Annotated in this window: 12 protein-coding genes; 7 read left to right on the forward strand and 5 right to left on the reverse strand. The window is 70.6% G+C overall.

The features are described 5' to 3' along the window. Nucleotides 1–15: 15 nt before the first annotated feature. The 3 genes from VGS97_RS13605 (at nucleotide 16) to VGS97_RS13615 (ending at nucleotide 3,085) form a co-directional block, all read left to right on the forward strand. Nucleotides 16–639 carry a hypothetical protein gene (locus VGS97_RS13605; protein WP_326853792.1) on the forward strand — a complete coding sequence of 208 codons (624 nt, stop codon included), beginning with the start codon at nucleotides 16–18 and terminating at the stop codon, nucleotides 637–639. A 278-nt stretch (nucleotides 640–917) separates the two neighbouring features. Continuing rightward, entirely contained in the window at nucleotides 918–1,619 is a 702-nt protein-coding gene (locus VGS97_RS13610; RefSeq protein WP_326853793.1) for a response regulator transcription factor, read from the forward strand. Nucleotides 1,620–1,621: 2 nt separating this feature from the next. Next, entirely contained in the window at nucleotides 1,622–3,085 is a 1,464-nt protein-coding gene (locus tag VGS97_RS13615) for a HAMP domain-containing sensor histidine kinase (protein WP_326853794.1), read from the forward strand. Here the strand turns inward: VGS97_RS13615 and VGS97_RS13620 are convergent. Beyond that, nucleotides 2,993–5,248 (reverse strand): MMPL family transporter, encoded by a 2,256-nt coding sequence (locus tag VGS97_RS13620; RefSeq protein WP_414641711.1) that lies wholly within the window; start codon nucleotides 5,246–5,248, stop codon nucleotides 2,993–2,995. The two genes, VGS97_RS13615 and VGS97_RS13620, sit on opposite strands and share 93 nt — an antisense overlap. Before the next feature lie 395 nt (nucleotides 5,249–5,643). On the opposite strand from VGS97_RS13620, the gene VGS97_RS13625 reads away from it, so the two are divergent. Together VGS97_RS13625 and VGS97_RS13630 are read left to right on the forward strand one after the other, a co-directional pair. Next, nucleotides 5,644–6,969 (forward strand): sensor histidine kinase, encoded by a 1,326-nt coding sequence (locus VGS97_RS13625; RefSeq protein WP_326853796.1) that lies wholly within the window; start codon nucleotides 5,644–5,646, stop codon nucleotides 6,967–6,969. After that, nucleotides 6,933–7,577, forward strand: a complete 645-nt coding sequence (locus tag VGS97_RS13630) for a response regulator transcription factor (RefSeq protein WP_326853798.1) — start codon at nucleotides 6,933–6,935, stop codon at nucleotides 7,575–7,577. The genes VGS97_RS13625 and VGS97_RS13630 overlap by 37 nt, the downstream gene beginning before the upstream one ends. Here VGS97_RS13630 and VGS97_RS13635 read toward each other — a convergent pair. Then, entirely contained in the window at nucleotides 7,562–9,211 is a 1,650-nt protein-coding gene (locus VGS97_RS13635; protein WP_326853799.1) for a DUF5941 domain-containing protein, read from the reverse strand. The genes VGS97_RS13630 and VGS97_RS13635 overlap by 16 nt on opposite strands. 167 nt (nucleotides 9,212–9,378) lie before the next feature. Here VGS97_RS13635 and galE point away from each other — a divergent pair, with 167 nt between their 5' ends. Both galE and VGS97_RS13645 read left to right on the forward strand, forming a co-directional pair. Further along, nucleotides 9,379–10,347 (forward strand): UDP-glucose 4-epimerase GalE, encoded by a 969-nt coding sequence (gene galE, locus VGS97_RS13640; protein WP_326853800.1) that lies wholly within the window; start codon nucleotides 9,379–9,381, stop codon nucleotides 10,345–10,347. 103 nt (nucleotides 10,348–10,450) lie between these two features. Further along, the gene (locus VGS97_RS13645; RefSeq protein ID WP_326853801.1) at nucleotides 10,451–12,217 is read left to right on the forward strand and encodes an NAD-binding protein; all 1,767 of its coding nucleotides are present in this window, start codon (nucleotides 10,451–10,453) and stop codon (nucleotides 12,215–12,217) included. Between the two features lie 96 nt (nucleotides 12,218–12,313). On the opposite strand, the gene VGS97_RS13650 is transcribed toward VGS97_RS13645, so the two are convergent. The 3 genes from VGS97_RS13650 to VGS97_RS13660 are packed head-to-tail and all read right to left on the reverse strand — an operon-like array spanning nucleotide 12,314 to nucleotide 14,174. Continuing rightward, the gene (locus tag VGS97_RS13650; RefSeq protein WP_326853803.1) at nucleotides 12,314–12,703 is read right to left on the reverse strand and encodes a hypothetical protein; all 390 of its coding nucleotides are present in this window, start codon (nucleotides 12,701–12,703) and stop codon (nucleotides 12,314–12,316) included. After that, the gene (locus VGS97_RS13655; RefSeq protein ID WP_326853804.1) at nucleotides 12,697–13,464 is read right to left on the reverse strand and encodes a hypothetical protein; all 768 of its coding nucleotides are present in this window, start codon (nucleotides 13,462–13,464) and stop codon (nucleotides 12,697–12,699) included. Before VGS97_RS13655 ends, VGS97_RS13650 begins: the two co-directional genes overlap by 7 nt. Beyond that, entirely contained in the window at nucleotides 13,461–14,174 is a 714-nt protein-coding gene (locus VGS97_RS13660) for a 5'-methylthioadenosine/S-adenosylhomocysteine nucleosidase (RefSeq protein ID WP_326853806.1), read from the reverse strand. Before VGS97_RS13660 ends, VGS97_RS13655 begins: the two co-directional genes overlap by 4 nt. Nucleotides 14,175–14,337: the final 163 nt, after the last annotated feature.

The raw sequence follows: 14,337 nt of genomic DNA on the forward strand, positions 1-14,337 counted from the left end.
GGGCGGTCACCGACCATGAGAAACCTGATACAGATCACGACGGCCGTCGGCGTGGCGACCGCGACGGCGGCCGTGCTGGCCGCGTGCGGCGGCGGCAGCGGTGGAACGACGACGGCCGCCGCGGCCTCGACGCCGACCGCCGCCGCGTCCGGCGCCGCCGGGGTGCAGGCCTACTTCGCCTGCCTCCGGCAGCACGGAGTGAACATCCCGACCGCGCGCGCCACCGATCGGCCCACGGCCCGCCCCTCCGGTGGCTTCTTCGGTGGCGGTGGTGGCGGTGGCGGCGGGTTCTTCGGCGGCCAGAGCGCGAACCCGCAGATGCAGGCGGCGCAGCAGGCCTGCGCGTCGCTGCGGCCGACTGGAGGCTTCGGCGGTTTCGGTGGTGGGTTCGGCGGCCGCGGCGGTACGCAACTCGTCGCGTTCCGCAACTGCATGACGCAGCAGGGCGTCACCCTCCCGACGACCCGGCCGACCGCGTTCCCGACGGTCAGGCCGACCGACCCCGCCGTGCGTTACCTCAACGGGCTCGACCCCAACGACCCGAAGGTGGCCGCGGCGCTCAAGGTCTGCTCGCCACTGCTGCCGTCGCCCGGAGCCCGGCCGAGCGCTTCCGCAAATGGTTCAGCCGCGAGCGGCTGAACCGCCTACCATCGCCGCGCGCGGCCTGAGCCTCTGCGCGCGGTAACAGCACGGCGGCGCCCGCAGGGATCCACATCTCCCACGCAGCGGGCGCCGCCGTGTCGCATCGTCGACGCATCTCGACTCTCAAGTCTCTCAACTTTCATCTGCCCTCCTCTAAGGCAGTTTTCAGCAACTTCATCCACGCTGGCTTGACGGGAGAGCCACGCCGACGTGATGGCGTCGAACGCCTCCTCACTTCATCCGATGGGGCACCGCATCCGAGGGGGTAGGTCCCGATGGTCAACGGCGCAGCGAGGTTGCTCGTCGTCGACGACGACAGCGAAGTGCGTGAGGCTCTGGGCCGCGCGCTCAAGCTCGAAGGCTTCGCGGTCACCCTCGCCGCCGACGGCGCCGCCGCGCTCGAAGCGGTGCGCGACGCGCCGCACGACGCGCTCGTGCTCGACGTGGCCATGCCGGGCGTCGACGGCCTCGCCGTCGCCCGCGCGCTGCGCGCCGCCGAGGACCGCACCCCGATCCTGATGCTCACCGCCCGCGACGCGATCGCCGACCGCGTCTTCGGCCTCAACGCCGGGGCGGACGACTACCTGGTCAAGCCGTTCGCCCTGGTCGAGCTGGTCGCCCGGGTCAACGCGCTGCTGCGCCGGGCGGCGGCGCAGTCCCCGCCCCCGCCGCCGGTGCTCGAATGCGGCGACCTCGCCCTCGACCTGGCCGCGCGTCAGGTCGTGCGGGCCGGCCGCCGGGCGGACCTGACCAAGACCGAGTTCGAACTGCTCGAACTGCTGCTGCGCAACGCCGGCCGGGTGGTCACCCGTGAGCTGATCATCGACCGGATCTGGGGCTACGACTTCGGCCCCGGCTCCAACTCGCTCGAAGTCTTCGTCTCCACGCTGCGCCGCAAGACCGAGATCGGCGACCGGCCCCGGGTGATCCACACCATCCGCGGCGTCGGCTATAGCCTGCGGGAATGCAAGGAATGACCGTGACGCGCCGCGCGGCCGCCGTGGGCACCGCGTGGCGGCGTCTGCGGCGTCTGAAGCTGCGCACTCGGATAACCCTCGCCGCCACGTTCGCAGTCGCCATCGGCATCGGTGCGGGCGTCACGTTCGCCTACCTGGTGGTCCGTTCGGAGCTGTACGGCAACATCGATCGGCAGCTGGACCGGCAGGTGACGAACATGCAGCGCATGGCGCACAACGCGAACACCAACCTGGAGAAGATCTTCTCGCAGCGCGGCCCGATCATCGCCCCGACCAAGGGCGGCACGCTGATAGGCATCAAGCGCTTCGGCGACTCGGTGAACTATCTTCAGATCCTGCGCCCGAGCGGCCCCCCGCAGCGCCCGCCGGACCAGACCGCGGCGCTGCCGGTGGACGCGCGGGATCTGGCCGTGGCCGCGGGCACGGCCCCCGAGCTGCGCCGCACGATCAGCTTCGAGGGCGCCGACGTCCGCCTGGTCACCGCCTCGCTCGGCAACGGCTATGCGGTGCAGGAGGCCCTGCCGATGACGGACGCCGAGAACCAGCTCGGCCATGTCGCCGCCGAACTGCTCGCCGCCGGCCTGATCGGGATCCTGCTGGCCGCGGGCCTCGGCTGGTGGGTGACCAGGACCGCGCTGCGCCCGGTCGGCCAGCTGACCGAGGCGGCCGAGCGGGTCGCGGCGACCCGTGACCTCGCGCACCGGATCGACCCGGGCGACCGGGCCGACCGGGACGAACTCGGCCGGCTGGCCGTCAGCTTCAACGCGATGCTCAGCGCCGTGCAGGACTCCACCGACCGGCAGCGCCAGCTGGTCGCCGACGCCTCGCACGAGCTGCGCACCCCGCTGACCTCGCTGCGCACCAACGTCGAGGTGCTCGGCAAGATCGAGCTGCTCGACCAGGACGACCGGGAGCGGCTGATCGCCTCGGTGCTGGCCGGCATCGACGACCTGACCGCCCTGGTCGCCGACACCGTCGAGCTGGCCCGCGGCGAGGAGCCCGTCGCCGCCGTCGAGCTGCTGAGCTGGGACTCGCTCACCGCGCACGTCGTCGAGCGGGCCCGGCTGCACTGGCCCGGCGTCGAGTTCGCCGCGGACCTCGCGCCGGCCCTGCTGGCCGGGGTCCCGGACCGGATCCAGCGCGCCGTGGCCAACCTGCTCGACAACGCCGCCAAGTTCTCCGGCGGCGCCGGCCGGGTGGAGGTCACCCTGGCCGGCGACACGCTCATGGTCCGGGACCACGGTCCGGGCATCCCCGAGGGCGATCTGCCGCACGTCTTCGACCGTTTCTACCGGGCCGCCTCGATGCGCGACCGCCCCGGCTCGGGCCTGGGCCTGGCCATCGTGGCCCAGGTCGCCGAGTCGCACGGCGGCTCAGTGTCCGCCGCCAACCACCCCGACGGCGGTGCGGTCCTCAGCCTGCGGCTGCCCGGAGTCCGGCCGGCCGACGACGATCCGGCGGCGTAGCGCGCGGGACCAGTTGCGCTCGCCGAGCAGGACCATCACCGCCGGCAGCAGCAGCACCCTGATCACGGTGGCGTCCAGCGCGACCGCGACCGCGAGGCCGACGCCGAGCTGCTTGAAGTCCTGCATCGACAGGGTGCCGAAGACCCCGAACACCGCGACCATGATGACCGCCGCGCTGGTCACCGCCCCGGCGGCGCAGCGCAGTCCGTGCATGACCGCGCTCGTGGTGTCCATGCCGCGCTCACGTGCCTCCTTGATCCGGGAGACCACGAACACGTGGTAGTCCATCGACAGCCCGAACAACACGACGAACACGAACAGCGGCAGCCAGGACTCGATCGCCCCCACCGGGTGCGTCGCGACCAGGGCGGCGCCCCAGCCGTGCTGGAAGATCGCCGTCATCACGCCGTACGCGGCGCCGACCGAGAGCAGGTTCAGCCCGATCGCGGTGGCCGCGATCACCGGTGAGCGGAAGGCGCCCAGCATCAGCAGGAAGGTGACCGCGAGTACGAACACGAACACCGGCGCGATCGAGTGGCCGAGTTGGTGGTTGAAGTCGAGGCCGAAGGCCAGCTCGCCGCCGACCGCGACCTGCGCGCCCGGCAGCTTGCCGAGCGTCTGCGGCACGACCTCGGTGCGCAGGGTGTCCAGCGCGTGCACCGAGGCCGCGTCGGTACCGTTCCCGGCCAGCGGAACGTTGATCTGCGCGACGCCGGCCGCCTGATCCACCATCACCTTGACCGGGTCGCTCTGCGGGTTGCCGAGCTCCCCGGTGCGCGCCGCGGCCTGTTCGAACGCGGTGATCGCCGCCTGCGCGGCCGGACCCTGGATGTCGGCGTCCTTCACCACCACGACCGCCGGCGAGGCGCCGCCCGGGAACGCCGCCGCGATTCGCTGGTACGTCTGCACCAGCGGAACGTTCTGCGGCACCTGCTGGTCGATGGTCAGCTTCGCGGTGTGCATCCCGAACGCCGGGGCCGCCAGCAGGATCAGGAACCCGGCCGCGCCCAGCAGGGCGGTGCGCGGATGCGCGGCGACCTTGGCGAGCGTCGCGTTCCACAGCAGGCCGCCGCCGGCCTCGGCACGCTTGGCCCGCCGCGCCGCGCGGCGCTTCGCCCCCGGCAGCCGGCCGAGCTCGACCTTGTCGCCGAGCATGGACAGCAGCGCGGGCAGCACGGTGACCGAGCCGAGCATCGCGATCGCCACCACCAGGATGGTGGCCAGCGCGAAGCCCTCGAAGATGTGCATGCCGGACAGGAACATCCCGGCCATCGCCACCATCACGGTCAGCCCGGACACCAGTACCGAGCGGCCGGAGGTGGCGGCGGCGACCGCCAGCGCCGTCTCTCTGTCTCGCCCCGCGGCCCGCTCCTCGCGCTCGCGGCGCAGGTAGAACAGGCAGTAGTCGACGCCGACCGCCAGGCCCATCAGCAGCATCACCGAGCTGGCCGAGGAGTCCACCGGGTTGAGGTGGCTAAGGGCGCCGAGCAGCCCGAGCGCCGCCATGAACGCGGTCAGCGCCAGCAGCACCGGCAGGATCGCGGCCAGCAGCGCGCCGAAGGCCACCAGCAGGATGCCGAGCGCGAGCGGCACGGCGGTCCACTCGGCGTGCTTGAAGTCCCTACCGAGGGTGTTGTTGAACCAGCGGTTCCCCGAGGCGTCGCCGAACTCGTCCACCGAGATCCCCGGATGCGCGGCGTCGACCCGCGCCACCGCGTCGAGTATCGGCTGCACCCGGTCGGCGGCGGTCTTCTCGTCGCCGGTCATGTCGAACTCGACCAGCGCGCTGTGCTTGTCCGCCGAGATCAGCCCGGCGGCGTACGGGTCGTGCAGGTTCTGGACCAGCTTCGTGCCCTGCATCGCCGTGAGCAGGTCTTGCACGGTGGCGTGGAACTGCGCGGCGTCCGCAGTCTGCGTGGCACTGTGTACGAGCACCATCTCGCTCGCGGGCCGCGTGATGTTCGCGTCCTGCAAGATCTGGAGCGCGCGCGCCGAGTCGCCGACGCCCTCCTGCGCGGTGGTCAGCTGCTTCTGCCCGGCCGCACCGCCGATCACCGTGGCGAGCACGACGAACAGCAGCCAGCCGAACACGGCCGTCTTGCGGTGCCGCGCGCTCCAACCGCCCAGCGCGGCGGCGAGGTTGCGTCTGCCCTGGTCTTGCATCGAGTGTTGCACCGAAGTCTCCTCACTCGGACTCCCGTGCCGGTGCGGTCCACCGGCCCCCGATCCACGCTAGGGACCGGCGGCATGCCTCTGACATGCGGTTGAACACCCAATTAGGGTGTACGTAGGTACACCCCCGCACCCGCCGCGTAGGTCCAGTGCGCGGCCCGCCGGCCGTCGCGCACACTGGCGGCACCGCGTTCGGACGATGGGTCCGGTCGGTGGGGGCACACAGGAGGTACGAGACGATGGCCAGCCGAGCCGACAGCGGGGGATCCGACTCTGCGCGATTCGACACGGCGCGATCCGCTACTGAGCGATTCGACACCGGGTCAACAGGCGCTGAGTCAATAGGCGCTGGGTCAATAGAAACCGGGCCAATGGACACCGGGCCAATGGACACCGGTCGAGCCGACGCGCCCGCCGTGCCCAAGCCGCCCGGCTCGTGGCTGCGGCGCGCGGTGCGCGCACCATGGCAGAGCCTGGTGTTCACGCTGGTCACCGGCCTCAACATCGGCGTCGTCGTCCTTCAGTACGACATCCTCGGGTTCATCGGCCTCGGCGTCGGCCTGCTGATACTGCCGATCTCCACCCCGATCCACCGGGCGGTGGCGAACCTCGCGCGGTCGCTGGCCGGGCGGTGGCAGGGCGTTCACATCCCGCGCCCCTATCGGCCGAGGCCCAAGTTCCAGCGCGGATTCATGGGCGTCGCGGAACGCTGCCGGTGGATCCTCACCGACCCGGCGACCTGGCGCGATCTCGTGTGGAGCACGCTCGACACGGTCGTCGGCTTCGTCCTCGCGTTTCTGCCCGTCGGCCTGCTGGTCTACGGCATCCAGGGCATCGTCTACACGGCGCTGTGGGACACGCTCGTGCGCCACGGGTTCAATGACTGGTACACCTTCGTGCACGTCACGCAGGGCGGCAAGCAGTGGCACTGGGCGCCGGCTTTGGTCGGCTCGTTTCTCATCGTGCTGGGCTTCGTCACCGGTCCGGCACTGCTGCGGGCGCACGCACTGTGGACGCGCGTCCTGCTCAAGCCGACCCGCGCCGCCGAACTCGCGCTCCGCGTCCAGCGGCTGACCGAGACGCGCGCGGACGCCGTGGACGCCTCCGCCGCCGAGCTGCGCCGCATCGAGCGCGACCTGCACGACGGCGCGCAGGCCCGGATCGTCGCGATGGGCATGAACCTCAGTGCCGCTGAGGCGCTGCTCGACAAGCATCCGGAAGAGGCCCGCGCGCTGCTCGTGGAGGCGCGTGACGCGTCCGTCAAGGCCCTGATGGAGCTGCGCGGGCTGGTGCGCGGCATCCATCCGCCGGTCCTCGCGGACCGCGGCCTGGTCGATGCCGTGCGCGCGCTCGCGCTGGACAGCGCGCTGCGCGTCGAGGTTTCCGCGGACGTGCCCGGACGCGCCCAGGCCCCCGTCGAGTCCGCGATGTACTTCGTGGCGAGCGAGTTGCTGACCAACGTCGCCAAGCACGCGCACGCGGGCCGGGCGTGGATCGACCTCACGTACGCCTCCGGCCTGCTGCGGATGACCGTGACCGATGACGGGCACGGCGGCGCCGATCCGGCCGCCGGCACCGGACTGCGCGGCGTGGAGCGCCGGATCGCTACATTCGACGGACTGATGACCGTGACGAGCCCGCCGGGCGGGCCGACCGTAGTCACCCTGGAGATTCCGTGCGCGTTGTCCTCGCCGAAGACCTCTTCCTCCTGAGAGAGGGGCTCTCGCGGCTGCTCGGCGCCCACGGCTTCGAGATCGTCGCCGCCGTGGACGACGGGCCGAGCCTGCTCAGAGCACTGATCGAGCACCGTCCGGACGTCGCGGTGGTCGACGTGCGCATGCCGCCGACCTTCACCGACGAGGGGCTGCAAGCCGCGCTGGCCGCGCGGCGGCGGGTCCCCGGCCTGCCGGTGCTGGTGCTCTCGCAGTACGTCGAGCAGCTCTACGCCCGCGAACTGCTCGCGGACGGCACCGGCGCGGTCGGCTATCTGCTCAAGGACCGGGTCTTCGACGCGGACCAGTTCGTCGACGCGGTCAGACGAGTCGCTGCGGGAGGTACCGCGATGGATCCCGAGGTCATCGCCAAGCTCCTCGCGCGTGGTGGCAGCCGTGAGCCGCTCGGCCGGCTCAGCCCGCGCGAGCTGGAAGTACTGGCCCTGATGGCGGAAGGCCGCTCCAACGCGGCTATCGCCCAGCGTCTGGTGATCACCGAGCGGGCAGTGACGAAGCACACGTCGAACATCTTCACCAAGCTCGACCTGCCACTCTCGGACGACGACAACCGCAGGGTCCTCGCCGTGCTGGCCTACCTCGACCGCTGAGCGAAGAGGGATTCGGCGAGGAACAACGTCCACAGGTATCCCGCGAGAGCCGCGAATGTGTACGTCAGTACATGATGCGCAGGCGTGGCCGGAAGGAAGCTCGCGAGCACGATGATCACGACGCGCCCCTCGAAGCCACCCGCGCCGGCGACAGTGAGCCAGCGTGGCACCGGAGCCGCGGCCCGAACGCGGTACACGATGTCGTAGTGGTGATACATGACCGCCGTGAGGTAAAGGAACGCCAGCGGCGTCGCGCCGTGCACTTCAGCCGCGAACGCGATCGCGATGCCGTACTCGAACGCGTGGTAGACCGCCGGCACCAGCCACCCGAGCCGTGAGCCGAGCCTGCTGATCTCCGCCGTCGGGCGCGCCAGGATGTCGGACATCGCATAGAGCGTGTCGATCGCCTGCGAGCTGCGCGGCTCCGCCGAGGCGAGCGAACGCCGGACTTGGCCCGTCGTCGTGTACGCCGCCGCGACCAGACCCCAGAGCAGCAGTGTGACGAAGGTCGCGCGCGGCGTGGTCAGCGCCGTGAGAAGAGCCAGCAGAACCCACCGCCCACCGGCCGGCTGAACGACGACCTCACGCGCCACATAGCCGAACCAGTAACCGATCGTCTTTGCAGACTCTTGCCCCGCAGGCTGCTCTCCCCGCCTGTGATTGCCTTCCCGGTACGAGAAGCCGAGGTGGTGCCGGACCGTCTGCAACGCCATCGCCAGCGCCGCGAGGCGCCAGACGTCGTCACCGGCGTGCACCGCGCCGAACGCCAGGCCCGCGTATACCGCGTACTCCTTGGCCCGGTCGAGGGTCGCGTCGAGCCACGAGCCGACGCTGGAGAAGTTCAGCGAATAACGCGCGAGCTGGCCGACCGTGCAATCCAGCATGAAGGACACGTACATCGCCACGGCGGCGGTCACGTAGCCGGGCCGGGTGCCCGTCGCGGCGGTCGACGCCGCGGCCGCCGCCATGAGCACCGACAGCATCCTGATGACGGTCGGCGTCACCGCGCGGTGTGCGCCCCACCGCGCGAGGTAGCGCGAGTATGAGGACACGAAGAGCCGTGTGAACAGGTCTTCGTCGCTCTTGACGGCTCGCCGCAGGCGGATTGCCTCGCCGTCCGTGTTCGCCACCCGCTCGTACGCCTCCTTGCGGGCGGCCAACGGGGCGTCGACGAGCGTCGCGACCAGTCCGGGCGGCAGCGCCACCTCGTGGATGGCCATCGATTCGGCCAACTGGACGGCCAGCGCGTCCGGGACGAGCGGCCGTGGCGCGGTCAGCCGCGCGGCGGGGGAGACGCCCTCGACCCGGTGCGCGGTGAGGTCGGGCAGCGTGCGCAGCTGAGTCGCCAACTGGTCGCGCGCGGGGCCGGAGACCGTCAGCACGCCGATCGAGTGCGCCGCCTGCCAGCGCGGGTCGTCGATCGCCAGCCGCAGCGCGTGCCGGTGCGCCACCAGCCGCCGGTCGACCAGCGCCACCCGGCCCGCGGCCGAGGCGCTGGCCACGGCGCGCGCGGCGGACGCGGGGCCGTCCGCGTCGACCACGGTCGCCCCGATGGCCGCGAGGTCGGTACGCAGCAGGCCGTCCCCGTCGACCGGCTGCGGACCGGTCAGCACCGCGATCGTGGGAATGCGCACTAGGCGACCTTCCTGCTCTTATTCGTTTAACCTCGGCCGCAACCGTAACCCCTCGGACCCGTCGGCGACCATCTCCCCCTGGTCTCGGTCCGACGGGGACGTATAAGTATTATGCGATTGCTGTCGGGACGACCGACCGACCGTGCGTGCACGGATAGTGTTGTCCCATGAGGTGGCTGGTAACCGGCGGCGCCGGTTTCATCGGATCGCACGTGGTACGCGCGCTGCTCGCGGACGGCCGCGAGGTCGTCGTGCTCGATGATCTGTCGACCGGTGACAAGAGCCGGGTGCCCGACGGCGTTCCGCTGGAACTCGCCTCCGTGCGCGACCGCGCCGCGCTCGACCGTGTCCTCGCCGAGCACGAGATCGGCGCCGTCGTGCACATCGCGGCCAAGAAGCAGGTCGGCGAGTCGGTGGAGAAGCCGCTCTGGTACTTCGAGCAGAACGTCGACGGCCTTCGCGTACTGCTCGAAGCGATGGTCGCGGCCGACATCCGCCGCCTGGTCTTCTCGTCCTCCGCAGCGGTCTACGGCTCGCCCGACGTGCCCGAGATCACCGAGGAGACGCCCTGTGTGCCGCAGTCCCCTTACGGCCAGACGAAGCTGGTCGGCGAGTGGCTGGTCCAGGACGCCGCCGCGGCGCACCGCCTCGCCTACGCGAATCTGCGCTACTTCAACGTGGCGGGCGCCGGCGCCCCGGAACTCGGCGACCCCACGGCGCTCAACCTCATCCCCATGGTCTTCGAACGCATCGAGGCCGGTCTGCCGCCGCGCATCTTCGGCGCCGACTACGACACCCCGGACGGCACCGCGATCCGCGACTTCATCCACGTCGGCGACGTGGCCGCCGCGCACGTCGAGGCGGCGCGGCGGCTCGAATCGGACGACCGGGCCGCGCTCACGCTGAACATCGGCCGCGGCGAGGGGGTCACGGTGCGGCGGCTCGTGGAGCGCATCCTCGAACTCACCGGCAGCGACCTGGTCGCCGAGGTCACCGCCCGGCGCCCCGGAGACGCGGCGCGCTCGGTCGCCTCGGCCGCACGGATCAAAGCAGAGCTCGGCTGGTCCGCGACGCACGACATCGACGACATGGTGACGTCCGCGTGGGCCGGCTGGCGCCTGCGACACGACATCTGACAACCCGTCGGCCACCTCCTGACCGATACCACCTCGACCGTGTGACACAACCTTGTCATCGTGCTCGACCATTGTTCGCTTGAACGCTCTACCATCAGGCGCTATGGCGCATCCAAGGTGGGGCGAGGCAGCGAACGATCGCAACGCGTCCGCCGAGTCGGCGGACCGACACCGCGCCGACCACTACGTCATCTGCGGTGGTAACACGCTCGCGCACCGCTTGGTCGTCGAGCTCACCGAGCAGTACGACGTGCCCGTGGTCGCCGTCGTGCCGAGCCGCGACGGCGACCACGCGCCGCAGATCATGAAGATCCTCGGCGACTCCGCGGTCGTGATCGCTCCGACGATCACCGAGGAGGCGCTGCTCGCCGCCGGCACCGCGGCCGCGCGCGGTATCGCGCTCGTGGACGGCGACGATCAGAGCAACATCCACACCGCGCTGCGCGCTCAGTCGCTGAACCAGGACCTCCGCGTCGTGTTGCGGATCTACAACCAGCGGCTCGGCGACCACATCGAGCGGCTGCTGAAGAACTGCTCCGCGCTCTCGCGTTCCGCGACCGCGTCTCCCGCGTTCGTCAACGCCGCGCTGGTACGGCGCAACTCGGTGCACGTCGGCAGTCAGGCGGTGCACGTCGAGATCGAGACGGACAGCGCGCGCGAGGACTTCCTGTGCACGATCGCCGACAGCATCGACAAGCAGGATTTCACCCGGATGCGGATGCTGCCGGACTCCCCGGGCCCCGCGGCCGTCTGGATCGGCAGAACGCAGCGGCAACGGCTCGTCGAGCCGGGATCCCGCGCCGTGCTGCGTTTCGACGACAACGAGCCGCCGATGCGGCCCTCACTCTTCTCGCGCGCACTCTGGCGCTTGGTGGACCTGCGCCGTTACCTCGGCACCACCGAGCTGAGCCGGGTCTTCCTCGGCGCGTTCATCGCCGTGCTGGCGTCCTTCTTCACGGTCTGGGCCCTCAACCACCGCTTCGCCTGGGCGTTGTACTACACGCTGCTCGACATGGCCGGCGCGGCGCAGCCCGACACGTTCGGCCAGCCGAGCGGGACCGGCGGGTCGTGGCAGCGTGTCGCGCAGGTCGTGGTGACGTTCTGCGGCATCATGTTCATCCCGGTGATCACCGCGATCGTGCTGGACAACATCGCCCGCGGCCGAGCCGGCGCGAGTCGCCAGCCGAGCAGGGGAGTGCGCGGCCATGTCGTGGTCTTCGGCCTCGGCAACGTCGGCACGCGTGTCGCGACGCTGATCCACCAGCTCGGCATCCCCGTGGTCTGCATAGAGCGCGACGTCAACGCGCGGGGCATCCTGGCGATGCGGTCGATGGACATCCCCGTGCTCACCGGCGAGGCGCCGCTGGAAGCCCAACTGCGCCAGGCCCGCGTGCACACCAGCCGCGCGGTGATCGCCCTGACCGGCGACGACGCGGCCAACCTTGAGGCGTGCCTGGAAGCGCGGGCCATCGCCCCCGACGTCCGCATCGTCCTGCGCCTGTTCGACGACGACTTCGCGACCCAGGTCTACCGTTCCTTCACGAACGCCGCCTCACGCTCCGTCTCCTACCTGGCCGCCCCGGCGTTCGCGGCGGCGCTGATGGGCCGTGAGGTGCTCGGCACGCTCTCCGTCTACCGGCACGTCGTGCTCATCGCCGAGTTCGTCGCGGAAGAGGGTTCGGACCTGGTAGGCCGCACACTGCGCGACATCGAGATCCCCGGCGAGGTCCGAGTCATCGCAGTGCGCTCACCCCAAGCGCGCGACTACCTCTGGCGCCCCGACCACGGCCGCCACATCAGCGCCGGCGACAGATACGTCCTGCTCACGACCCGGTCCGGCCTAGGCCGCCACACCAGCCGCGTCTCCTGATCCCAGCCCACCCATCGACCCACCGCCCACCCACCCATCGGCCCGGCCCACGGCCTACCACCCACCCATCGGCCGCCTACGACCCACGGCCCACGCCTACCGACGCTCCGCCCCATCCGCCTCCGCCTGGTCCCAGTCCCATACCCCGCCCCCATGCCGCCGAATGTGCTCCCCCGCGAATCGCGCGTCATCCGCGACCGCCCTGCCTAACGCATCATCACCGTCGTACCGCGCGAGCTTAATCAACGTCCTGGCCACAGCAACGTGCGCATCCCGCAACAGTGCTTCGCGCGCCATCCCACCCGGATTGCCGACCATCAAATACTCGCCGGTGCTGCACCCGAAGTTCCCAGCCGTGACAGTCCCCGCCTGCGCACCCGCCAGGAACTTCCACGCCTCCCGCTCGACCGCCTGCGAAATGACGTGCCCGCCGAGCACGTCAAGCACGCGCTGATCGAACGCCTCCGGCAGACGCGGTTTCACCAACCGCAGATCGCAGACGTAAAGCTCGCGTGCCCCACCGAGACAACGCCGCTACCCCCGCCACTCCCACCGCCCGCTGGCGCCCCGTCGATCAACTCCACTGCCGCCGAGGCCGAATGCAGGTTGTACTGCCCACACTCCGCCGGTGTGGAGAACGGCACCACGCCCCCGCCCACGAACAACTCGCGGATAACCCGCAAGCTCTGCGCGTACGCCGCCTCGACGACGTCACGCGGCCACAAACCCCCATCCCCCACGAACGTAGCCCGGAACCCGATGACGAACTCGCCACCAACACCCACACCATCACCACCGTCAACACCACCACCAACGTCGCCAATGCCCGTCCCCACGCCACCGACGCCCACATCCAACAATCCCGCACCCAACAGCCCCGGCACGTACGGCGACATGTCAATCAGCCGCTTGCCGACCAACTCCCCGCCGTCACTCCCGCCATCCCCGTCACCCCAGCCATCCTCGTCGCTCCCACCCGCAGCCTCATCCAGCCGCGCCCGCAGATCTCCACCCTCCGGCGACGCCAGCGCGTGCTCGATCGAATGAATCCCCGAATAAAGCCTGGTAAGCGCCTCCGGTTCGGCATCCGTGCGCACCACCGCAACGGGAAAGAACTCGTGTTGCAGCAGCAGCGGGCCCGGGCCGTCTGTCTGCACGAACTTGTCAGCGCTCAGCGTTCCCCCGGTCATCACCAGGTGATCCTTCGCGCTGGAATGCTTCGCGAGAAGTTCCACCGAGACGCTCACGCGTGCCTCCCGCTCCCATCGTCGCCCTCGCCCCGCAGCACCGCGTCCGCCACGACCGCAAGACTCGCCAACGCCTTCGGCATGTTCAGGTCGAAGGCGTCGGTCGACGCGTCGTTGCAGTAGTCCGATGGCGACTTGTAGCTCTCCAGCAACCCCAGCGCCTCGTTGCGGTACAGCGTGTGCGCGATGGCCGCCAGTTCCATGTCGACGAGTTCCGCCGCGAACCCGGCCAGGTCGGGATGGAAGGCACTTGAGTCGGTGATGAACGTGTCGCCTGAGATCAGCCGTGCCAGAGGGACCCCCGGCACCCCCACCCCCGGCACGCGCCCGGCGAGCTCGTACTCGGTCACCGACGTGCGCGGAATCTGCCCGATCTTGTACCCGAAGACGGTCGCGTCCACGTCGAAGAACGCGCATCGCTCCACGCGGTGCACCGTGCCGATGCCGATCGCCGTGTCCAGGCACCCGACAAGTCCGAGGTTCACGATCCGGTGCGGACGGAACTGGTCGAGCGTGAACTGCGCAGCCGCAGCGGCGTTGGTCGTGCCGATCCCCGTATGCACGATCACGCTGCGTACGCCCCGCGTCCCCGCCGAATACTCGTACACGTCGAACGGCTTGGCCCCCGCCGCCGTCCACTCGCCGAGATCGAAGCTGCCCTCGATCTCCTCGTCCATCGCCACCAGAAACGCCACATCAACCCGCTGCACGTCGCGAGCCTATCGTGACGTCCCTCAGCCCAGCCCAGTCCCCACCCGCCCCCAGCCCGCTCCCCCCCACACCCACACCCAACCTCCCCATCCCCCCCGCATCCCCATCCTCGCTTCCACCCGCCACCCCCACCCTCCGCCTCTCCACTCCCATACCTACGCT

Source organism: Actinocrinis sp. (genome assembly GCF_035946395.1).
Lineage (GTDB): Bacteria > Actinomycetota > Actinomycetes > Streptomycetales > Catenulisporaceae > Actinocrinis.